A 21,976-nucleotide genomic window follows, 5' to 3' on the forward strand; every position below is an offset into this window, starting at 1 on the left:
GGCAATGCCCACCTACAAATCAATACTTCCTCTCCTGCGGCTCAAACATCGTAATCGCCACCGGCATATAAGCCAAATCAATCCCCGCAGGCGAATAATAAGCCAGCGTATGCTTCAAAAACTTCTCATCATCCCGCTGCAAAAAATCTTCCCGCGAATGAGCTCCGCGACTTTCCTGACGGTTCAAAGCCGAAGTTAAAATCATTTTCCCCACAATGATCAAACTCCGCAATTCCAAAGCTTCGACAATTTCCGTATTCCAAGATTTACCCTTGTCGTCCAAGTAAACTTCTTGATATTGTTTTTCCAATTCCTTCAATTTCCGCAAACCTTCCTGCATCAATTCAGCGCTGCGAAATACTCCGCAATACTCAGTCATTGTATCTTGGAACTTTTGCCGCACTTGATTGATGCGGTATTGTCCGGGACGGTCTACGAGTGCTTGAATTTGTTCTTTTGCTTCGTTGATATAACGCTGTTCGTCTACTGTCGGTAACTTGCGATTTTGCACGAATTGTGCTATGGTTGCGCCAGTAACTTTTCCATAAACTACACATTCTAAAAGCGAATTGCTGCCCAAACGGTTAGCGCCGTGAACTGATACGCAAGCTGCTTCGCCTGCGGCAAAGAAACCGTCTACCAAACTGTCAGCACTGCCCCGAACTTGTCCGCCTGTATTAGTTGGAATTCCGCCCATTGAATAGTGGACTGTGGGACGCACGGGCATCGGTTGATTTACAGCATCAATTCCTAATAAGCGGTGCGCTTCTTCCCAAGCAAAAGGAATTTTGCTCATGATTTTTTCGCGTCCCATGTGCCGCAAATCGAGGTAAATAAACGGGCCGCCAGCACTACCATCGACGTTAATGCCGCGGCCTGCGCGAATTTCTAAGGAAATCGATCGCGATGTAATGTCCCTAGGCGCTAATTCCATCCGTGACGGCGCATAATTCGCCATAAATCGATCGCCCTCGGAATTAATCAAATAAGCCCCTTCGCCCCGCACAGCCTCCGAAATCAACACTCCCACCGGATACAAACCCGTCGGGTGAAACTGGACAAACTCCATATCTTCCAGCGGCAATCCAGCCATCGCCACCATCGCCAAACCGTCGCCAGTAGAGGCGTAATCGTTCGAGGTAGTGTTGTAAACTCGACCGTAACCCCCCGTAGCAAACATCACCGCCTTCGCCCGCACGACGGCAATTTCGCCGTCTATCAGGTTAAACATAACTACGCCCTTCGCTTGGCCGGCTTCCAAAATCAGGCGCGTGACATACCACTCCTGATAGATGTGAACTCCGTAACGGCGGAGATTGTTAACTAATTCGTGGAGGATGGCGTGACCGGTTTTGTCGGCGGCGTAGCAGGTGCGGCGGTGAGAATGTCCGCCAAAAGCGCGCTGGGCAATTCTGCCGTCTGGGAGGCGAGAAAACAGGACTCCCATGTGTTCTAAATCGATGATGACACCGGGCGCTTCGCGGGTGAGGATTTCTACGGCGTCTTGGTCGGCTAAATAGTCTGAACCTTTTACTGTGTCGAAGGCGTGGGCTTTCCAACTGTCTTCGGGATCGACGTTTTGGAGGCTAGAGGCCATACCGCCTTGGGCTGCGACAGAGTGCGATCGAATTGGGTGAGTTTTGGCAACAACAGCTACCTTTAAACTGGGGTCAGTTCTGGCAATTTCTACGGCTGCGCGGCAACCTGCTAAACCGCCGCCTACAATGATTACGTCGTGTTCTAGCATTTTTTTAAATTATTTTGAGTGTTCTGCTCAACTTATCGTGACGCAAAAAAAAACTTCCTACCAAAAGAGCGGGAAGTTTTTAACTTTTGATTGGAATCGAACATCAAAGTCTAAAATTTCAAATTGAACTAGCCGAGGATTTCGACAGACCTCTGATTTGACTGATTTCCCGTTGCAGAAGGTTGATCTTCGGTGGCGGGGTCTACATAAAGCACTTCAATGTTATTGAGCAGAGTTGTCACGAAAGCAAACAGCAAGAATGGCAGAGACAGCACTAAAATCAAGCCAACTGTAGCCAAGGCGTAGATTTGGCGGGCGCTGCTCCAGAGGGCGAGTGCGGACGCTAGACTCAGGAAGATGACTATCAGCCAAACAATGATTTGACCGTAAATGTCGCCAAAGGTGAGGGTACATTTAAGGCGATAGTTGTGAATGTTATCCATTGATGCCTCGGGAGATTGCTATTACGACTTGTTGAAAAATACTTTGACAGTGCGTCAATGCCCACTGTGAATTTATAATCTTAGCTGCTGCAACTTGTTTTTGGCCTTGTTTTAAACATTTTTATAGAAGTTTGCAACAAGACTTTATAAAATTTTACTTCGGACTGGGAAATTTTACCGAAACCAGACTTAGGCACTCCGACAAATAAACCGGGTTTTTTACTGTTTTGGCGCCTGTAACGCGTATTTTCGCAAAAACCTCTGACCCCCCGTGCGTGCAGGACTACGAAACCAGACTTAGGCACTCCGACAAAGAAACCGGGTTTTTTACTATTTTGGCGCCTGTAACGCGTATTTTCGCAAAAAACCCGGTTTCTGATCTCACAGTGCGTGCAGCCTACGAAAGAAAGGTACAAGGGGAAAGTCTACTTTTTGACCGATCGCCGATTTTGTAAAGTAATGTTAAGCTGCATGGGTATGGAATCAACCTTTATAGCGTTTTACCTGTGTTTTAGCCCATGTCTTCCGATCGCACATTGATGATTTCGCGCTGTTTCCTGGCTGGTGTGGGAACGCAGATGTTTGTACACCACCAGCCGCGGATTCCCCAAGAGAGTCCGGTATTGGTAGTGAGCAATCACCGCAGTTTCTTAGATCCAGTAGTGCTGACGGCGGGTTTGGGTCGATCGATCCGGTTTGCTTGTCATCACTACATGGGTCAAGTTCCGGTGATTCGGGAAGTTGTCACGAGTTTTGGGGCTTTCCCCTTGGAAGCACCGGAGCACCGACAGCAGCATTTTTTCTCTCAAGCGACGGCGCTGCTGCAAAGCGGGGAAATGGTGGGGGTGTTTCCTGAGGGTGCAGAACCGATGGTGAACTTTACTCAACCGAATACTATGGGGAAGTTTCAGCGGGGATTTGCTCATTTGGCTTTGCGGGCGCCGGTGCGGGATTTGGCGGTGTTACCGGTGGCGATTGCTTCGATGGAGGAAGAGTCGGTGCGATCGGGTTTACCGCTGAAGTTGTTGAGTTTGTTCGATCCTTCCGAACCTTTATTCGATCGCGCGGGGTGGCATCCTGTGATAGTTTATCAACGAGTTAATGTTTTAATCGGCCGCCCTTACTGGATTACAGTCGATCGACAGCAGCAGTATCGAGGCAAAAAAGCCAAAGTAGTTGTTGCTGAACTTACAGAACACTGTCAGGGGGAAATTGCGCAATTACTCGATCGAGGGTGTGTTTAAGTCAGTTGTCAGTTGTCAGTTGTCAGTTGTCAGTTGTCAGTTGTCAGTTGTCAGTGGGCAGTTGTCAGTGGGCAGTGGGCAGTTGTCAGTTATCAGTAGTAAAAAGAAGCAATAAATTACCAACTACGAATTGCCACCCTTCGGCTTTGCGAGCAAGATTACCAATTACCAATTACCAATTCCCAATTCCCAATTCCCAATTCCCAATTCCCAATTCCCAATTCCCAATTTCCAATTCCCAATTACCAATTCCCAATTCCCAATTCCCAATTTCCAATTCCCAATTTCCAATTCCCAATGCCCAATTCCCAATTCCCAATTACCAATTCCCAATTCCCAATTTCCAATTCCCAATGCCCGATGCCCCATGCCCGATGCCCAATTCCCCATTCCCAGATTAAATTTAATCATGCCAACTGCTAACAATAAGGTTCGTTTTCTCAGCCCGAAACCGCCGAAACCCGATCGCCCTTTATTTATATTTCTGCCGGGTATGGACGGGGGCGGTTTGCTGCTGCGATCGCAAATTCCTAAATTAGCTCCGCATTTCGACATTCGCTGCTTAGCTATACCAGCCGACGACATGGCTAGCTGGGAGGTACTGGTTAAGGAAACAATTGCCTTAATTGAAGCAGAAAAGAAAGCCAATCAGCGACCCGTTTATCTGTGCGGCGAGTCATTTGGGGGATGTTTAGGGATAAAAGTTGTTTTAGAAGCTCCCCAATTGTGCGATCGACTAATTTTAGTAAATCCAGCTTCTTCATTCCGACAACAGCCTTGGGTGCAGTGGGGTTCCCACCTAACTCAGTGGTTGCCGGCGAACCTTTATCCGCTGTCGGTAATCGGTCTGTTGCCGATATTAGCATCCTTAGGAAAGATTGGGCGGGACGATCGGCGAGCTTTGCTGGAAGCGATGCAAGCGGTACCGCAACACACATCTGTGTGGAGATTGGCGTTAGTGCGATCGTTTAATGTTGATGAAAATCAGTTGCGTGCGATCGAACAGCCGACGTTAGTAATTGCTAGCGGTGCCGATCGGCTGTTGCCTTCCACAGCAGAAGCGAAGCTTTTAGTCAAGGTAATTCCGAATGCTGAAATGGTGATGCTGGCTAACAGCGGTCATGCTTGTTTGTTAGAAACAGATGTTGACCTTTACGCGATTATGCAAGCTCACAATTTTTTAACAGAATCCGAAGAATATTTATCATTAGTCAGGAGTCATTAGTCAGCAGTCAGGGAGCATCTCATTTTTGTAATTTTTTTTAGTGCGAGCGTCCCCGCTCGCGAGCTAGATTAATAAGACTCGCGAGCTAGATTAATAAGACTCGCGAGCTAGATTAATAAGACTCGCGAGCTAGATCAATAAGACTCGCGAGCTAGATCAATAAGACTCGCGAGCTAGATCAATAAGACTCGCGAGCGGGACGCTCGCACTGCACGATAACTAATTAAGATTCAGCCATTTTTGAGCATTAAGCCGCTGGACGACACCAAAGACCATGAGGTCTAGAGTAATCTTGCGCTCGTCTATCAAAAAAGGCTCTAAAGTGCTGGTTTTGGTATTATTTTCAGCGCAGGAAAACGCTCTTTGACTTTGAATATCTTCTTGAGGAAAATACAAGTTAAATTGGCGCTGACCTTCTTGAAATTTACCAATTACCTGCCAGCAATCTCCGGCGGAACTCATCCCAGCAACGGGGAGTTTTTGCTTGGTCAAACTCACATCTAAATCCTTAACGCCCTGCTTGGTCAAAGCAGTTTGCAAGGCGGGCAAATAATCTTGTTGAATAAATTCCGCAAAGGGCTTGTCTTCAACAGCAGGTGCTTTTTCCTTTTTAGCTTTAGCTGGAGGCTGATCGCCGTCAGCGGCCTTGGCTGCGGGCTTTTTAGCAGCGGCAGACGGCTTGTCAGTGCTGGACACGTCGCTTGTCTGGGGTTCATCGGAACTCGGGGCGTTCTCGATCGCAGCACTGGGAGTTTCGGATTCGCCAGCGGTAGGATTTTGCGGTTCTTCTGGCATTAAGTGTTCCTTGTAAAATTGATTGGTAGGAGTTGTGAGTTGAGGTGCGATCGAGTCGATCGCACAAACATTTTATCGAAAACCAACCTTAAAGAATTGCGAGTCAAAAAAAATTGAACTCAAAAAACTGTCAGGGCGATCGCCCTGAAACGTCACAACTCCTGTGCTTATTCTAAATCTCAGCGACAGCTCGTTCAATCAAACGGTGGGCGAGAGTTTGAACGCCCGTGTGTTCGTAGTAATTGGTAGTCATGTCGAGGAAAGCGCCCACGTAGTCCACTTTGTCGGCAGAAATTTCGACAAAATTCTGCAAGTGGCCGAGGACGTTTTCGGGAGTCAAACCTCGATCGCTCACAAACGAGCCCATCCAGCCGGAAACCGAGTTAAAGCTTTCGCCGATAAAGCCGAGTTGGCCTGCGGGATTACCGCCAGGAATCATGCCGCCGATCGACTTAAACGCTGGATTTTCTTGCAGATCGCTGGGGGAGAGCTTTTCAATCCAAGACTGAGTGGCCATGATAAAGTCTGGGCCCAGGGGAATCAAACCGTCGAAACAAACCAAAGCAGCCATCCGCATCAGGGATTCACCGCCGTAGTCGCCCAAAGCCCCGGCGAAATCGCCGATGCTGTCGCCGGGAATGCCGTTAATTTGGCAAAAAGCGAGCAATTCGGTGACTAATTTCAAAGAAAGGTCGATCGTTTGAGCTTTTTCTGGTTTGGGGGTGAGATTGCCGAGCATCGACAAAAACGGGACATTTTGGGAGACTTTGTTGGCGAGGGCTGCGGCGCCGAGGGCGCTAGAGGCACTGTCGATGGTTTGGTAGAGCCAGAGAGCGCGCTGGTAGCCTTCTGATTTATCGTTGTAGAGGTAGATGGCGCGATCGCCAATTTGCTGGATCAGATCTTCGTCTGTTTCGCCAGTAACGGTGCGAATGGTATTTTCAAAGCCAACTAAATTGTTCCACTCACCGGGAACCACAAAGTCAAGCGCTCGCAGGGCTTTGACAGTCATGTTGTCTTTAGGCAGTTGATCGACTAATTCAAAGACTGTTTTGCTCACAAAAAACTCCTTATGGTTGAACGGGAATCAAAGGTATTACTTTTGGCAGATGGCAAAAACTTCACAATTTCATTTTGGCAGACGCAAGTTGTGATAGCGCCAGACTGGAGTCTGGCGCAAAGTTTGAAAAGAGACAGTGCTACTTGACGCGGGCGAGGCCGCCGAAGTTAAATTTTGACAGCCAAGCTTCGCGATCGCTAGCCGAAAAAGAAGGATCGCGGGATTGAACTTTGACCTGATAGCGATTTGCTACTAGAACAGCAGTGATACTAGCACCCTGATTAATGGCGGGATAGCCGCCAATTTGCTTGGTACTTTGCTGGAATTTATCCCCAGCCGAGGGGTTGCCGGCGATGTCGTTAATCGAGAGTACCGCGACATTTTTACCGCCTTTGTTCAGCTTAGCTTCAGCAAAACCGGATTTTTCTTGAGCAAAAACACGATCGAATCCGTCGCCAGCAGAGGGGAAGTATTTATTTAACTTACCGCCTGCAACTGCCTTGTTGGGCAGGTTGGGATTTTGAGCAGTTGATTTGTCAGCAGTTGTCTGCTTGGCTTTACCAGATTTTTGGGTGCTTTCCTGCTGAGCTTTGTCCCAGCGGGAGGGGGCTTGGGTTTGACCGCAGGCAGTCACTAACAGCAGTACCGAGATCAGGAATGGAGCTAATATTCTGCGTGCGGGGGGAAATTGCATCGCTCTCTCCTCATGAGTAGGTTTCCAATCACAATTGTGGCTCTTGACATCCTCTCCGGGCTGAAGCCACGGAGATTCCAAGAATCGCTTCTTAGACCTTTCTGCTTCATTGCAACTGCCTCCACTCAAGCGAGAGATTTGGTCTTATGTTCGCTCCACAGACTAACCCCGCAAGCCCTGCGGTTTTAACAAACAGTCTAAAAACTGAATAAGTTTACGTCTAGAGAGGATGTTTTCCATTGCCTCTTAAGCTTTTCCCGGTCTACCAATTTTTCCTCGCCGTTGCCATACTTCTGGCAAACTTTGGTGTTAGGCTTTATGTCTCCATTGTCGCGGGTGGGTCAACGACCAGTTCTATTCTAGCAAAAGCCGTCGAGCGAAGGACGGGGTTTCTACCCATTTTTCTGATGATTTGCCAATTTGTCTTCCCCGAGCGGGTGATTTGTGTTGTTTGTAAAAAAATCCTCTGCTTGCGGGCAGAGGATTTTTTGGCAATTGCGAGTTTTGAAGGAAGAAGAAAGATTGCTCCACAGATAAATTCTGGGGATGGGGGTAAAGAAACTAAGTTTTCTAATTGCCAGCCATCTCAAAACAATTTTCGCTGATTTTCCCGAGATTTATCTAGAGGTTTCAGAGGAATTGTCCGTCAATCGTCTTACTTCGGCCTTCCAACTTAGGTCTTGCTTTGTGGGTCAAGCTCAGGCGTCGCTTTCAATGTGAATAAACAACAAACCCATTACCACAACCGGCATCAGCCAGCAAACGACCGGAATCAAAATCCAAGGCAAGAAAGAAGCAGCGTAGGAACCTGTCATATCAAATTCTCCAAACTAAAGTTAGTGTGTGGCAACAGGGATATTTGGCAGAAGAGTCAATTAGTTGACTAAACCACGGAAAATGGCATCGATGCCGTTAAAGTTTTCGAGTAAAAAGTAGGCAGCAAAGACGCCGCTCATCCCGCCAATGAAGAAACCAGCGGTAAACTGGCTCCAGCCTTCAGCATTTCTGAGGGAATCGGGAGTCATCGGATTAGCGCTGGGGTAGCTGGTGTTGTCTGATTTGAAAGAGACCAAACCGTAGGCAGACATACCTGCTGTGCCGAGCAGAACTAAGACGAGGGCTGTAATTAATCCGCCGAGATTAGCTGCTTCTGGATAATCCCGCAGCGGCCCGAAGACGATTTGGGGACCGACAAGGAAATAACCGTGTGCTAACCCGATTTCTAGACCTCGAACTAGGGGTGAGAGTCCTTTGCGGTAGGCGGGCAAGTTCCCAATGAATGCTTTGGTGAAATCAGAAGCACTGATGGGAGTTGCGAGATGACCCGTGAAGGGGTCGCCGTTAAAGGGTTTAATCAGCTCTGCATCTCTGGGATCGGCCATATTCTCTTTTTCCTCGCTGTGCGTAAAATTTGAGGCGTTCAAGTCATATTTTACGCAGGGACGTGTTTCCTATTTGCATAATTGGCTGCTAGCTTTAGAAAAGTTCACTATTCTTTAGTTTTCGGAAGAATTTTTCTTTTGTCTCTTATACCAGAAAACGAGTCGATCGGGCGACACTCCCAAAAAATAAGCAATAATTACTATTTGATTGATGGCGGTGGTTTTGAGTACCCCAAGCTGCTGCCAGCGGCGGGCGGATGTCAGCACGGGCTGGGGTACGATTTGGATGCGGCCGTGTTTTTTCAATCGGCGTACAAATTCAAAGTCTTCCATGAGGGGCAAGTCGGGAAAACCGCCGATTTCGTCAAAGGTAGCTGCGGTGAGGAAAATGGCTTGGTCGCCGTAGGGCATTTGCAGAAAGTTCGATCGCCAGTTTACCCCTATTTCTACCAGCCTCAGACTGTGCTGGGGCGCATCAATCTTGAGTTCAAAAGCCCCAGCGACTGTTTGGGGTTTTGCTAGTGCGAGGCGCGCGCCAGAGTCGTAGCCTGGAGGCAAAAGAGTGTCTGCGTGGAGAAACAGCAGGATATCTCCAGTAGCCGAGGCGGCACCTGCATTCATTTGGGCAGCGCGGCCAGGGGCGGTGGAGACAACTCGCACGCCCAAAGATTTCGCGATATCTGCGGTACCGTCGCTGCTGCCGCCGTCGGCGACAATGATTTCGACATTTTTGGCTGTTTGGGCCCTGGAGATGACTGAGGCAATTGTAGGTGCTTCGTTTAAGACGGGAATGATCATGGAAATTTTGAGATTGAGATTTTCGGGCGGCATAGAGAATTGATCACCGCTGGAGAGACAGAGGGCGGGTTTTGTACAAAGCTTATCTGTTATTTCAACAGGTAGCGACAGTTTGATGGCTGACACATGGGGCGGATAGAAACCCGGTTTCTACGAGTTTTGCTCTCTGGTCACGATAAATATACGAAGAAACTGGGTTTCACTCTTGTCGTAAAGTGCGATCGCCCGCGCTTGCATTTTGAGTTCCTAGTCTGAAACCCTTGATTTCCTGCCGCTACTTCCTGTGTCTGGCAAGCGTTGCCCTCGTTCTCGATCGCCCTGAAACCCTGATTCTAAGATTGACAATCAAAAACTGTCCCAAGTTTGATTATTTACTTTGCTAATTATTGGCTTTTTCTCGCGCTTGCGACTATTGTCGCAAGCGCTGTCTAACCGCTGCATTTGGTTAGACAAATACAATTACTATATTATGACGTTGTGGTTTCACAATCAAGTGTTTTTTATGAGCTATATATGAGAAATTCTCATACATTTGCTTCCCCAAATAGAGTTTGGTTATTTTAATAAATTAATATCTAAACCGAGCAAATCCTCCGGTCGATCGATATCTGCAAGAGTGGGAAGATAAGCAATATTTAGGTCGAGGTTTTGGGCGATCGCCCGCGTAGAAGCAAATACCTCACTCGTTCCCCAGTTAATGCCGCCGAACAATTCTGGTATCGCTCTACACAGACCGATCAGATAATAACCGCCGTCTTTGGCAGGGCCCAAAACTAAATCGTGCTGGCTGAGTTTGTCAAAAGCTTGTGCGATGATTTCAGTTGTGAGATTGGGACAATCAGTGCCAATAATTGCGGTTTTATCAACCCCTGAATTAAAAGAGTTTTGAAAGGCTGCTATCATTTTTGCACCCAAATCGCCGTCTATTTGATTTTGATAAACAATATCTGTTCCCAACCACTCTTGCATCAGTTGCTGGCTGCCGCCTGCCCAGTGAATTTCAACTGATAATCTACCCGATTGTTGGATAGAGAGGGCGCGGGCGATCGCCTTTTCGGCCATCAAGCGGTGGAGGTTGGCTGCGCCTGTTTTTCCCAGCACGGGAATTAGTCGAGTTTTGGCTTTGCCCGGTTCGGGATAGCGGGTGAAAACAATTAGTTTTTCGGAAATCATACAATTTTAGATTTTAAATTTGGGAATGAGTTAAGGATTTGAAGCTGCTCTGCCAACTCCAAATCGAGGGGCGCAGTCTTACTTGAATTGCCTCAGTCTTTGATACAAGAGGAAACAGCAGATGGACGCACATTAATGCTAATAATTTCTAGATGGGAGAGCTGACGGTGGAAAATGGAGTCTGTAAGTCACAGCGTCTCCCGTCAATTCCATCCGCTCTGCTCGTCGTTAACAAGGTTTGTAGTGAGCAGGAAGAATCCAGCGTCATGGATGCGGACTGAAGTCCTCACTACGAACCTGTTTACCATTGTTTAAATTAAGCATCAAGTGTCATGGATGCGGACTAAAGTCCTCACTACGAACCAACTTGATGCGGACTAAAGTCCTCACTACAAACCAAAGTGACAATTAATTCTTGGTTTTTAGCTCATTTGTAGCATACGCTGGATGGGTTGCAAGGCTGCTCGTTGTAAATCTTGGGACATGGTAATTTCGGGAGTTTGATTTTTCATAGCTAGATACAATTTTTCCAATGTATTTAATCTCATGTGCGGGCATTCGTTGCAAGCACAACTATTGTTGTTTGGAGGAGCCGGGATAAATTGTTTGTGCGGTGTTTGCTTTTGCATTTGGTGAATGATTCCCGGTTCAGTCGCGACAATAAAAGCTTGGCTAGAACTGGATTCAGAATATTTGAGCAAAGCGGTGGTCGAGCCGATATAATTGGCGTGGCGAAGTACGGGAGGTTCGCATTCTGGATGAGCGATGATTTCGGCTTCGGGATTTTCGATTTTGAGTTGAACTATCTTTTTTTCTGAGAAGTTTTCGTGGACGATGCAGGCTCCTTGCCAGAGTTCCATGTGTCTGCCACTTTGTTCCATGACGTAGCGGCCGAGATTGCGATCGGGCCCAAAAATTATTGGCTGATTTTCTGGAATTTGATTGACAATTTTGACGGCGTTGGAGCTGGTGCAAATTATGTCGCTCATTGCCTTAATTTCAGCGGTACAGTTAATGTAGGAAATAACTAGATGTTCTGGGCGATCGGCTTTGAAGGCTGCAAAAGCTTCGGGCGGGCAACTGTCGGCGAGGGAACACCCAGCATTTAAGTCTGGTAGCAATACTAATTTGTCGGGATTGAGGATTTTTGCGGTTTCTGCCATGAAGTGAACTCCGGCAAAAACTATGACATCGGCGTTGGTGTTGGCGGCTTTGCGGGCAAGTTCGAGGGAGTCGCCAATGAAGTCTGCGATGTCTTGAATGTCGGAGTCTTGGTAGTAGTGGGCGAGAATGACGGCGTTTAACTCTTGTTTGAGGGCGTTAATTGCTGCGAACAAGTCGTCGGGCAGTCTGGTTTGGGTGAAGTTTTGAGCAGGTGCGGTGGTAAACACAGTTACAATATTCCGGGGAAGGTGCGGCTGGACTTAATATTTTGAATTATAGTTGCTTTCACCAAAAATGGCGGTAAGCGGGTGGCCCAGAGGTAGAAAATTTGCCATCGATTAACATACTGACTGACTGTGACAGCGATATTTTTCGCCCCCAGACTGGAATTAGCTAAGTTGTCACCAGACGGTAATTAGACTGAAAGCTTTTCCCAGCAAGGCATTTAAAGGTATATGACAAACCTGGAGCCACGAGTATTTTGAGCAACCTCTCTTGACATTTAAATTTACATCATTTAATGTAAATGACAAGTGATGTAAATAGGTAGGTTTTATACATATATGTACTTTGAGGACGATCGCCAGTGGCGGGGAACTGCGGAGTTTCTGACAACAGAACTAAAACGAGGGATTGAGCAGCTTGGGCTATCTGTGGAACCACCAGCTTTAAGAACCGTGCGATCGTGGAGAGCTAAGCAACTGCTGTCACAGCCGAAAAATCAAGAATTTGGGTTTCGACAGATTTTAGAAGGACTTGCAACAGCACTTTTGCTCAAAAAAGGCTGGACACTGGCGGCGATCGCGCAAGTTTTGCCCTCATTCCCCGATCTAGTCTTGGAGCAACAAATTATCGCTGAGGGCGATCGCCAAGATCCAACATGGTTGCCACCCACGCAAACACCAACATTACCATTACCGACAGGACACGCGAGCAGCCTGGATCTGGCAGAAGATACAGTTGTCTTACTAGCGCAGGGAATTCTGCGACAATACACCAGAACTCTCAATCGAGAAATCGTGCGCCAAGACGACGGTATGCCATCGGAACTGTATCGGGCCACGTGCAAATTAGGGCGTATGTATATTGAAGAAGGATTGCCCGATCGCGCCGCTTGCATACATACTGTTCTGGAACGTGGCAGATATTCCCTCCACAAGTGGGACTTAAACATTTTTCGTCACCCAGATTTTCGGTTTCGTCAAGCAATTCTCATCGATCCAGACTTACGAGTACCAACCTCAGATTGTGCAGCAATTGCTAACTCCAGAGGTACTTTTGGCGAAGATAATGCGATCGAACACCGCCTTTACGAAAAATTGTGCGAGGCAACTGAACGATTGGGGAGTCGTCACCAGCACAAAGCTTACACGGCTCTGCGAGAGTTATTTGGTAGGCGATCGCTGATCGGAGAACACCAACTCTTCGAGTATTTAGAGGAAAAAGATTTAACCCCTTTGCAGGGGATTATTGATACCTTTTTTGATAGTGTGCCGGATGTCTGGTTAATTAACGGACAGGCTCATCGCTGCGCTCATTGCGGTACGCTAATGCGGCCCTATCCCGATCAAAAACTTTTTCCAGATGGGCGATGTCCGATTCGCCAATGCCTCGGTTACGAGTCCTCAACAGCAACATTTTCCGAGAAATTAGACCCAAATAAAGACTCCTTACTGATTGCCAAGCCACAAATCTTAACCTATTGGACTGGGCCAGCTATTGACGAAGTAACCATTTTTGATACAGCTATAAATCATGGACTTAATGCCGAACTTTACCCAGAATCCGACCTGTGCGATGTAGGAATTAACAATCGCAACATCGGCATTGACGCCAAATCGTACACCAGTCCAGTCTCCCTTGCCTTGCGCCTCAACCGCAGCATCGGGGGGCTGAGTAATTATCGCCGCCGGATTATCGCTATTAGCGATCGACTTATCGAAGATAACCCATATTACCTCTCGACTCTCCAGTCAACCCTCGATAAAAAAGGCGCTCCAGCCACCCTAGAAATTTTGTCGGTTTCCGAAATAACTAAGTTGCTAAGGGAATTTAAATATGAGAATTAAACCAGATTTTTGGAAGGCAGCAGATCGAATATGTTGGCTTTGCGTCTTAATGGAAGAATTTATTCAAATTAACTCCCTTGAAAACGCTCCTTTAGTGATGTCAGGAATGGCTAGCATCCTCAATGCACCAGCATTAGAAAAAGCTAGTCAAGCCATTTTCAATATGCGCCAAATTTCAGCAGCTTATGTGACACAGCAGTCAGTTAGACACGCAGTTGCTATTTATAACGATCGCCACTACCGCAACAAAACCCAAGGAACCTATAAAATTAACTTAGAAACACTTCACTTTGAACGCACAGATCCCCTAGAAGACCCTTTAATTGCCTTATCGCGTCAAATTCTCAGCCAGCCTTTAGCACACCAATTGTACAGCGCCACCTTTGCCGATCCTCGACAGCCAATGGTCGTGGCTTTAGGTGAAGAAACAACAGCCACAAGAATACCAATTGGGCCGATCGCAGTTCCCCTCACCCAGCGTCGCACCCATGCCCTCGAACGCTCCCCGAAAGCAAAAATTCGCATTCCCCTTTCGGAACTCTACGAATTAGCTGTTGAGATGGACAATCGCGAAGCTAATTATCCCGAAAAAAGACAGGGAAATTGGGTAAAAAGGTTTCAACATTTTGCACTAATGGTACCAAAAACTGGCAAGGGTTTGCAGGAAGAAAAAGTCATTGAACTAGAAAATATTAAGCATTTAATTGGGTTGCCGGGAGCGGGCAAAACAACCTTGCTCGTCTTGATAGCTATATGGCTGGGTAGACGCAGTTATAAAGCAATGTTTTTATTTCCCTCCATTGAAGTTGCAAGACAATACATGGCAACTCTGGCGTTTCACGAAATCAAGGTGGGAATGCTAGTCGGTCAAAGCGATGGAACTCGTCGGCGACACGCTGACAATATTGCCGAAGCAATTGCAGCATCAGGAGGAAATGGTGGCTTTGCTTATACACTGGAACAAGCAGAAAATTTTGGATTAAATTGCGTATTACCTGCATTTTCAAATGCTGATACTTCGATGTGGGGATTTGGTGATGCACCCTGCCAGAAAATTTTACAAAGCGGGGGCAAAAAAGGGCAAATGAAAAATTATCTTTGTCCGCTTTGGACAATGTGCGGCCGCAACAAAGCACCTCGCGATTTGATAGATGCTGATATTTGGGTCGGTCACGTCCTGTCAATGGATACAGAAGTTCCACCCCATGCCATTCGCGATCGCATTCGTTATTTTGAATTAATTGCGCGTACATTCGATGTCGTCGTTTTCGATGAAGCTGACATGGTGCAATCGAATCTCGATACTTATGGGGCAGCTACTTTGAGACTTTCAGGTGCGGAAGATTCTATCCATTTAGTCATTCAAGAACAAATTCATAATCGTTTTGCTCGCGGCGAGAACTATCGCTTGTTTGACCGGAATATAGAACTTTATAGTCGGGATTTAGCGGAGTTTGGCAATCATAATATAAGCTTAATTTCGGCTGTTCAAAATATGCCATCATCGCGAGTCAGTAAACGCTATAAAGACCAGCTATTAACTGTCGTGAGAATTGTGAGTGATTTGTTAGATGGCTTTGAGAAAACTTCGAGACGCGATCGCCTTGACGAAGAAGAACTAAAACAGGGATTTAGCAAAAGTCGAGCCTTAACTGAATTTTGGGAAACAGCAGCTTACCATGCTTTTTACGATCGCACAGGGATTGAACAGCAGGATCGGCTCAACTTGGATCTGTGTGCCCAAAAACTGGAAATAAACCCCGATACTCTTAAACAGGAGTGGGAAATTACGATCCGTCATTTTCGCCGCTATTTAGCAGAGAATCTGATCGAACGGCGAGACAACATTATCAAAGAAATTGCCAAATTGTTTTTGGCTTTGTGTTTTAAGGATGGCACTGCATCAGCCGATGCCCAGGATACAATTACCTTACTGGTTTGCGTCACTTTTGTAATTTTAGGCTATCAGCGGATCGTACCGGGAACCAGAACAATGGTAGCAGAAGGACTGATTCGGGAACCAATAGTAGAATCAACTGCGACGCCGGAACTGCGGCGACTAATTCCTGAGAATATTTTGGGGTCTTTTTCCGGGGTTAAATACAGTTTTAAATCGGCAAAGACTACTCTAACATCAGCCCGAAATGTAGAAGTATCTTATATCATTTTTGTGGGCGCGCCCCGGATCTTAATGCATCGCTTCCACCAGTTATTTAAGGCAGATGGCGAACAGGAGGGCCCAGCAGTTTTAATGACTTCAGCTACCTCATTTCTCGAAGCAAGTCCTGCTTATCACATTAACTCTGTGCCGGATTATCTGCTCAAACCGCGCGAAACAGAACATAATCCCAAAAGTAGCATTTACCGCTTTAAATGGCTGCCCGATCGCGAACGAGGCGATGAACCTCTCCGATATAGCGGTGCCGGCGAACTGCGCGATCGCAATTTAGAAAAAATGGTAGATACTCTAGTAAGGGGAGGAACCAAAAAATCTGAAATTTACAAATCTATTCGTAATTTTGACCTTCGAGATGGTAATTACCGCAAAGCTGCGTTAATTGTCAACAGCTACGAACAAGCTCGTACAATTAAGAAATTTATCAACGATTATCATCCAGAAATTGGCAAACGAACCAAAGCAGTTGTTAAGTTCGTCAAAAACGGAGAGCAACCAACGGATTTCGTGACAACTGCTCAGTGCGAAGCTTTAGGAGATGATGAAACCTGCGATCTTATAATTTTTCCGATGTCAGCAATTGGTCGAGGCGTGAATATTGTTTTCACCAAAGGAGATAGGAAACTTGATGCAGCCATTGGCACAATTTATTTTCTCACTCGCCCCCACCCCACAATGGATGATATGCAGCTTTTGTATAGCCTAGCAGGAAAAGCTACCCAAGAATTTGACAGTCAAGTTTTTACCAAAACCGACGATTTGGCAGCAATTTCTAATGCTTGGAAACAGTCCAAAAAACAACTCTGGAAAACCGCCTATCGTCTTTTACGCGAACCTGTGATGGCGAGCCGTTTGGGTGAGGATTTATTCAAATCATTTACAGCAAATCAGATGGTGGGAATTTTACAAACAATTGGGCGCGGGATGCGAAATGGATGTCCGGTACAAGTTTACTTTGTCGATGCAGCTTGGGCGATTAAATCCACCGAAGATAAACCGGAATCTGGACGACACAGTATGCTTGTTCAGATGCGAATTATTTTAGAAGAATGTGTCAAGCATCCCGATCCAGTGATTCGAGAAATATATCAAGAACTTTACGGGGCATTTCTCGATCCTTTGCAACGTATTGAGGGCGTAATTTACCCAGAAAGTTTACGGTACTCTGAAGATTTGACAGACGAAGCAGACGATTTTGATGATTCACCTTTTTTGGAGATGTAACCATGAACGACGAAATTTTTGACGAAATTGAATCTGATGATGACGATGAAAAAAATGAAGCAACTGTGGTTTCTGAAACCTTTTACATTCCCCTGGGAAAACCCAAAAGTCTTCAAGAGATACCCTTAGCCTTTACAGTGCCAGATAATATCGCTCCAGTAACAGTCAAAGGCTTGACGCTAGCTTGGACTAAGCCAGCTTTGCGGGAGCTTTCAGCCATCCAAAAAGCTACGTGCAAGGGTGATTCTACCAGCAAAAATCTACCTTATGCCTCGCTGCGAGGTTTGTTAGAAGTAGGACTAAATGATGTAGCGCGGATTCATTATAATTTGGGCTTGAGTGAGTTTGATTTGAACCCAAAAAATGTAACTGAGCCGCATCCATTTTTTTATATAAATGGGGATAATAAAGAAGATATTAGTAAAGCTTTGCGTCCAATTATCAATGAGTGGCTCGCAGGTTTTATTAGACCTTTTGCTGAACAAGAAGATGTCCCTTCAGAAGTTACCGAGCGCTTGGAAGATTTGTACGATCGAGGAGAGTTGTTAACAATTAATACGTTAGAGTCTCAAGTTTTACCTTGGAAGTGGGACAAAGATACAGGAACAACTCTGGGAAAAACCTATGATTTTCAAGTGTTAGTAGATTATGTAGCTCGTGCGATCGCTGGAAAAGAGATTTTTCAGGGGCTAGGGACAATGAAGCGGGTTATTTCCAGTGGGGGTAGTTTCACGACTGGTATGGCAGAATTGATTACCAATCCGATCGCTCTACCGGATTGTACAGGAAAATTCAGTTTGGTGGTACGCTTAGAAGTGGTAACTTATCCTGCTTTACACCAGCCTTTACTGAAGATTGATGTTTCCAAACGCCGTTGGTTCAGTCAGTTAAAGCCCGCAGGTTATAAATTGGGAAATATTAGCGGCTTTGTCTTTTCTGATGATTATGGCGATCGGGCTTTTAGCTACAAAGTGTTTTGTCAGTCCGAAAAACAGGACAAAAATCAACAGGAGAAAAATAAAAATTGGCTTTGGGTAATTGATAAAGATTTTGAAGCCTTGCGTCGCAAGCTAAAACTCCCGATCAAAACGGTTGACGGTCAAAATATTGATGGTTCTAAAATTGCATTGGGTAAGGCTTCAACTGATAGGTGCCAAGTTATGCTAACTTACCGCAATGGGCTGCAAGAAGGCCAACACGGAATTGATGCAGGTGTACCAGAAATTGATAAGTTAGAAGCTTTTGAAAAAATTGCCGAAATTATTAAGCCTATTGGCTTCAAACCTTTTGATAATTACTCTGTAGTTCCATTTAAAAGAGGTGAAGGTTACAATCAAGACGATACAGCTTCACGCATGATTAATCTGCCTACATTGTTAGGTGCTGCTTTAGAAATGCTTACAAAACGTGAAGTTTCTGATTTGACTCCGAAATACCTCGAAAGCTTTAAGGATGACGAGTTAAACAGTTTGCTAAATCAACACCTCTCTATCGGATTCGAGAAGATTTGGGGTGGTATAAAAGCTTTTAAATGTAGCTCGGAATTACCGTGTCAGGTAAAAGAACTCAAAGCAATGATTCAGGCCAACCAGGAAGCTATGCTTCGGCTATATCCTAATGAAAAACTGTTGCTTGTTATCTTTTACGAAGAACATTTACAAACCGAATTGAAACTGCTGCAAGCAATGATTGGAGTTCTCTGGGGTGGTGCGATCGAATTGATAGTTAATCGTTTACCAAAAGAGACTCATGGGCCGAAAGAGTTATTACCCGGTGCAAATTTGAAGGCTAAGGAGCGATCGCTCAAAAGAATTGAAGCCTGGGAAACAATCGTCAAACAACTGCCTTTACGGAAGCAGCGAACTTTTTGCCTGGTAATGGCACGGGAATGGTACTCAGAAAAACATGACGATCGCGTAAATAAACCCTCATCTCGTCAAGCACTGGCTAATATCGCTGGTTCTTGCGTGCAGTTTCTGCTACCGATTGAAAAAACTAAAGAACAACAACTGCTCAAACTAGATAATTTTTGCCATCGAGTGCAGGCTGCTCTCAAAGACTTACTTTCGGCTCATTCTGGGCGCATTGATGATGTCAAAGAAAAGGTTGACAAATGGCTCAAAGATAGTCCTGTAGAAGCCAGACCAAAAGAAATTATCGGGATTACCATCGTCCGCAAACAGAAAGGTCGCACTCGCGGTTCTATTGAGCAAACATTTTTGCCAGTTGCGATGCGCCTGAAGGTGGAGACAGGCGAGTGCGAACTATGCTGTGCTTATGAACGAGGGAATATTTTACAAATCAGTTCTTGGAGTAAGTTTTCGGATGCGATCGCCTTTATTTCGCAAATTTCTCCCGTGAAACTGGCTGATACAAAAAAAGTGCGTCAGACTCGTTTCATGGAATTTATCAAACAGATTATTGGCACTTCTGTAGAGGAGGGAAATCAACCATTAGTAATGATTGATTCTTCCAATTGCGTACAACTTTGGCCTTGGCTTGCGGATGCCAGGATGAATGCAAATCAAATTAACCTCGGTCAGCAATCCGAGCGGATGCAAGATGCGTGGCAAGGTGCACGGCTGATTCGGATTCGCCAAGACCTCGCCCCTGGCATTATTGAGAAAAAAGTGCGAGAGTTAGCAGAAACTTTTTGGGAAGATACGCGGACAAAAGAAGAACTGACTTCAACCCTGGAAATTCCTTCAGCGTCTAGTACAATGAAATTATTTCGACTGAACGAAACTAATCAAACGGATTGTGTTGCTTACCTGTCGGTAGGACGTAAAACTCTCCATCAAAAATTACGCGGTCAAAGTTGCTATCGGCAAAGAAAGATTAACGTAGCTGCCAAGAAACCTGATGGTTCTAAGGGCGAAGTTTTAAATAAAGCTGGATTAAAAGTTAATCAAATCGCCAGCAAACCACCGTTTGTGGGTCAGTGGCCAACTCCCAATCCTCTTGAAATAGTCGTCACGTTACGACAACCAAAGGACGATCCAGATCGCCTTGCTGCACTTGTAGAATCCCTACGGTATAGTTTCGGTCACTACAGCGATTGGTCGAGCTTACCGGCTCCTCTGTTTTTTGAGCGAGTTGTGCGAGATTACATCAGCGAATTTGCCATGGAAGCTGAGGAAAGCTTGCCGGAAGCAGATTTGGAGGAATAATTCAGTCTAGGGGTGCTGTCGCGACTCGCTTGAGTGCTAGGGGAGGGGGTTGCAGTCGGTGATCCACGAGCTTAACTTCAGGCCAATCGCTTGCAATGTCAATGGGGAGAGGCTTTTTGCACCCAGGAGTAAAAGATGAAGAAAGTTGAGCAAATCTAATATCTAAAATCTCAAATCTAAAATTGCCTGGGGGAGAGTGCAAAAATTGGTCGCTGTTTCTTATGCTGATAAGAAGGGGCTAGGGATCGATCGCACATAACAAATCAAATGAATAAAGCTAAATCTATCAAAATTGCGGTGGTGGGGGACGTTCACGATCAGTGGGAAGCTGAAGACGGCGAGGCTCTGAAGCATCTGGGCGTTGACTTGGTGCTGTTTGTCGGGGATTTTGGGAATGAGTCGGTGGAGGTAGTGCGGGCGATCGCCCAGTTGGACATTCCGAAAGCTGCGGTGTTTGGAAATCACGATGCTTGGTATACAGCGACGGAGTGGGGCCGCACTCAGTGTCCTTACGATCGGGCTGTTGAGAATCGAGTGAAACAACAGTTAGATTTAATGGGAGAAGCCCACGTCGGTTACGGGAAACGGGATTTTCCAGAATTGGGTGTAACCGTGGTGGGAAGCCGCCCGTTTACTTGGGGAGGATCGGAGTGGAAGTACAACGATTTTTATTCGGAGTGGTTTGGGGTAGAGAGTTTTGAGGAGTCGGCGAGGCGCATTGCAGAAGCTGCGGCGGATGCGGACTGCGAAAATGTGATTTTTTTGGGTCACACGGGCCCGACGGGGCTGGGAGAGGCTCCTGAAGCTCCCTGCGGGCGTGATTGGAAGCCACTGGGAGGCGATTGGGGCGACCCGGATTTTGCGGAGGCGATCGATCGAACTCAGAGTTCTGGAAAACAGGTACCTTTGGTAACTTTTGGTCATATGCACCACAAACTGCGACACACGAAACAGGAGTTGCGCAAGTCGCTAGAGGTGAGTGCGGGCGGTACGGTGTATTTGAATGCGGCCAGCGTACCGCGAATTGTGGAAAGAGAGTGCTTGAAACTGCGGAATTTCTCGATCGTCCTGCTGGAAAAAGGCACTGTGACGGAAGTGTCTCTAGTGTGGGTAGGGGAAGATTTCGGGGTGGAAAGAGAACAAATTCTTTACCGGCACACAGAATCTGCAACGGCTTGTAGTTAGTGGCAATTGCTGGTATGATAAGATTTGTCCGCCCGGAGAGGTGGCAGAGTGGTCGAATGCGCTCGACTTGAAATCGAGTGAACCGAAAGGTTCCGTGGGTTCAAATCCCACCCTCTCCGTTGTTTCTAGCTGTTTTCCGTTAACACTTTCAGGTTAATTGTATTGCTGGCATTCCTGTTTTCCGCTCAAATTTCGCTCCCGTCTGTTCCAAGTATCTCCAAAACCACCTCCATATCTGCCAAGTTTGCCCCGGACTTTTTACGCCGTGCCTTCAACTGGTTAAGCAAGCCGGCCGCTTCTGGAAATTCCGCGACGGTCGGAGCGGAGTTTTTACTTTCCTCCTGATCGCGCCGCGCTTCCTTGAGTTATTGCTCCAGCATCTGCACCTTCAGTACCAAATCGCCGTTGCGCTCATGCAACTGATTTA

Annotated in this window: 17 protein-coding genes and 1 tRNA gene; 7 read left to right on the forward strand and 11 right to left on the reverse strand. The window is 46.3% G+C overall.

The window, feature by feature from the left end:
* Positions 1-19: 19 nt before the first annotated feature.
* Positions 20-1,747, reverse strand: a complete 1,728-nt coding sequence (locus QUB64_RS07525; RefSeq protein ID WP_333269118.1) for a succinate dehydrogenase/fumarate reductase flavoprotein subunit — start codon at positions 1,745-1,747, stop codon at positions 20-22.
* Between the two features lie 128 nt (positions 1,748-1,875).
* Positions 1,876-2,190 carry a hypothetical protein gene (locus QUB64_RS07530; protein ID WP_333269119.1) on the reverse strand — a complete coding sequence of 105 codons (315 nt, stop codon included), beginning with the start codon at positions 2,188-2,190 and terminating at the stop codon, positions 1,876-1,878.
* Positions 2,191-2,708: 518 nt separating this feature from the next.
* Here QUB64_RS07530 and QUB64_RS07535 point away from each other — a divergent pair.
* Positions 2,709-3,434: a lysophospholipid acyltransferase family protein gene (locus QUB64_RS07535; protein WP_333269120.1), complete on the forward strand. Its 726-nt coding sequence runs from the start codon at positions 2,709-2,711 to the stop codon at positions 3,432-3,434.
* 165 nt (positions 3,435-3,599) lie between these two features.
* On the opposite strand, the gene QUB64_RS07540 is transcribed toward QUB64_RS07535, so the two are convergent.
* Positions 3,600-3,845 carry a hypothetical protein gene (locus QUB64_RS07540; protein WP_333269121.1) on the reverse strand — a complete coding sequence of 82 codons (246 nt, stop codon included), beginning with the start codon at positions 3,843-3,845 and terminating at the stop codon, positions 3,600-3,602.
* On the opposite strand from QUB64_RS07540, the gene QUB64_RS07545 reads away from it, so the two are divergent.
* Positions 3,844-4,659, forward strand: coding sequence for an alpha/beta fold hydrolase (locus QUB64_RS07545; protein ID WP_333269122.1), 816 nt, complete (start codon positions 3,844-3,846; stop codon positions 4,657-4,659). The two genes, QUB64_RS07540 and QUB64_RS07545, sit on opposite strands and share 2 nt — an antisense overlap.
* A 219-nt stretch (positions 4,660-4,878) precedes the next feature.
* On the opposite strand, the gene QUB64_RS07550 is transcribed toward QUB64_RS07545, so the two are convergent.
* The 8 genes from QUB64_RS07550 to nadA all read right to left on the reverse strand — a co-directional run bounded on the left by QUB64_RS07550 (position 4,879) and on the right by nadA (position 11,952).
* On the reverse strand, positions 4,879-5,454 hold the full coding sequence (locus tag QUB64_RS07550; RefSeq protein ID WP_333269123.1) for a DUF2996 domain-containing protein: 576 nt from the start codon (positions 5,452-5,454) through the stop codon (positions 4,879-4,881).
* Between the two features lie 172 nt (positions 5,455-5,626).
* The gene (locus QUB64_RS07555; RefSeq protein ID WP_333269124.1) at positions 5,627-6,514 is read right to left on the reverse strand and encodes a hypothetical protein; all 888 of its coding nucleotides are present in this window, start codon (positions 6,512-6,514) and stop codon (positions 5,627-5,629) included.
* A gap of 139 nt (positions 6,515-6,653) precedes the next feature.
* Positions 6,654-7,208 carry a hypothetical protein gene (locus QUB64_RS07560; RefSeq protein ID WP_333269125.1) on the reverse strand — a complete coding sequence of 185 codons (555 nt, stop codon included), beginning with the start codon at positions 7,206-7,208 and terminating at the stop codon, positions 6,654-6,656.
* Positions 7,209-7,906: 698 nt separating this feature from the next.
* Complete coding sequence (locus tag QUB64_RS07565; RefSeq protein WP_293148481.1) at positions 7,907-8,023, reverse strand: photosystem I reaction center subunit VIII; 117 nt, start codon at positions 8,021-8,023, stop codon at positions 7,907-7,909.
* A 60-nt stretch (positions 8,024-8,083) separates the two neighbouring features.
* Complete coding sequence (locus QUB64_RS07570; protein ID WP_333269126.1) at positions 8,084-8,590, reverse strand: photosystem I reaction center protein subunit XI; 507 nt, start codon at positions 8,588-8,590, stop codon at positions 8,084-8,086.
* A 114-nt stretch (positions 8,591-8,704) separates the two neighbouring features.
* A complete protein-coding gene (locus tag QUB64_RS07575; protein WP_333269127.1) occupies positions 8,705-9,421 on the reverse strand; it encodes a TIGR04283 family arsenosugar biosynthesis glycosyltransferase in 717 nt (238 codons plus the stop codon).
* Positions 9,422-9,943: 522 nt separating this feature from the next.
* Entirely contained in the window at positions 9,944-10,561 is a 618-nt protein-coding gene (locus QUB64_RS07580) for a TIGR04282 family arsenosugar biosynthesis glycosyltransferase (protein WP_333269128.1), read from the reverse strand.
* Positions 10,562-10,983: 422 nt separating this feature from the next.
* Positions 10,984-11,952, reverse strand: coding sequence for a quinolinate synthase NadA (nadA, locus tag QUB64_RS07585; protein WP_333269129.1), 969 nt, complete (start codon positions 11,950-11,952; stop codon positions 10,984-10,986).
* A 336-nt stretch (positions 11,953-12,288) separates the two neighbouring features.
* Here nadA and QUB64_RS07590 point away from each other — a divergent pair, with 336 nt between their 5' ends.
* From QUB64_RS07590 to QUB64_RS07610, 5 genes are all read left to right on the forward strand, one after another.
* Entirely contained in the window at positions 12,289-13,794 is a 1,506-nt protein-coding gene (locus tag QUB64_RS07590; RefSeq protein ID WP_333269130.1) for a restriction endonuclease-related protein, read from the forward strand.
* Positions 13,784-17,194 carry a hypothetical protein gene (locus QUB64_RS07595; RefSeq protein WP_333269131.1) on the forward strand — a complete coding sequence of 1,137 codons (3,411 nt, stop codon included), beginning with the start codon at positions 13,784-13,786 and terminating at the stop codon, positions 17,192-17,194. Before QUB64_RS07590 ends, QUB64_RS07595 begins: the two co-directional genes overlap by 11 nt.
* Positions 17,195-17,196: 2 nt before the next feature.
* Positions 17,197-20,364, forward strand: coding sequence for an RNaseH domain-containing protein (locus tag QUB64_RS07600; RefSeq protein ID WP_333269132.1), 3,168 nt, complete (start codon positions 17,197-17,199; stop codon positions 20,362-20,364).
* Between the two features lie 267 nt (positions 20,365-20,631).
* A complete protein-coding gene (locus QUB64_RS07605; protein WP_333269133.1) occupies positions 20,632-21,549 on the forward strand; it encodes a TIGR04168 family protein in 918 nt (305 codons plus the stop codon).
* A gap of 34 nt (positions 21,550-21,583) precedes the next feature.
* A tRNA-Ser gene (locus tag QUB64_RS07610) sits at positions 21,584-21,668 on the forward strand.
* Positions 21,669-21,976 lie beyond the last annotated feature (308 nt).

The organism is Microcoleus sp. Aus8_D2 (genome assembly GCF_036702665.1).
Taxonomy (GTDB): domain Bacteria; phylum Cyanobacteriota; class Cyanobacteriia; order Cyanobacteriales; family Microcoleaceae; genus Microcoleus.

Bases quoted from the DNA above. Each gene is read 5' to 3' on its own strand.
- QUB64_RS07525 (WP_333269118.1), bottom strand. From the start codon at position 1,747: ATGCTAGAACACGACGTAATCATTGTAGGCGGCGGTTTAGCAGGTTGC.
- QUB64_RS07530 (WP_333269119.1), bottom strand. From the start codon at position 2,190: ATGGATAACATTCACAACTATCGCCTTAAATGTACCCTCACCTTTGGC.
- QUB64_RS07535 (WP_333269120.1), top strand. From the start codon at position 2,709: ATGTCTTCCGATCGCACATTGATGATTTCGCGCTGTTTCCTGGCTGGT.
- QUB64_RS07545 (WP_333269122.1), top strand. From the start codon at position 3,844: ATGCCAACTGCTAACAATAAGGTTCGTTTTCTCAGCCCGAAACCGCCG.
- QUB64_RS07540 (WP_333269121.1), bottom strand. From the start codon at position 3,845: ATGATTAAATTTAATCTGGGAATGGGGAATTGGGCATCGGGCATGGGG.
- QUB64_RS07550 (WP_333269123.1), bottom strand. From the start codon at position 5,454: ATGCCAGAAGAACCGCAAAATCCTACCGCTGGCGAATCCGAAACTCCC.
- QUB64_RS07560 (WP_333269125.1), bottom strand. From the start codon at position 7,208: ATGCAATTTCCCCCCGCACGCAGAATATTAGCTCCATTCCTGATCTCG.
- QUB64_RS07565 (WP_293148481.1), bottom strand. From the start codon at position 8,023: ATGACAGGTTCCTACGCTGCTTCTTTCTTGCCTTGGATTTTGATTCCG.
- QUB64_RS07570 (WP_333269126.1), bottom strand. From the start codon at position 8,590: ATGGCCGATCCCAGAGATGCAGAGCTGATTAAACCCTTTAACGGCGAC.
- QUB64_RS07575 (WP_333269127.1), bottom strand. From the start codon at position 9,421: ATGCCGCCCGAAAATCTCAATCTCAAAATTTCCATGATCATTCCCGTC.
- QUB64_RS07580 (WP_333269128.1), bottom strand. From the start codon at position 10,561: ATGATTTCCGAAAAACTAATTGTTTTCACCCGCTATCCCGAACCGGGC.
- QUB64_RS07590 (WP_333269130.1), top strand. From the start codon at position 12,289: ATGTACTTTGAGGACGATCGCCAGTGGCGGGGAACTGCGGAGTTTCTG.
- QUB64_RS07595 (WP_333269131.1), top strand. From the start codon at position 13,784: ATGAGAATTAAACCAGATTTTTGGAAGGCAGCAGATCGAATATGTTGG.
- QUB64_RS07600 (WP_333269132.1), top strand. From the start codon at position 17,197: ATGAACGACGAAATTTTTGACGAAATTGAATCTGATGATGACGATGAA.
- QUB64_RS07605 (WP_333269133.1), top strand. From the start codon at position 20,632: ATGAATAAAGCTAAATCTATCAAAATTGCGGTGGTGGGGGACGTTCAC.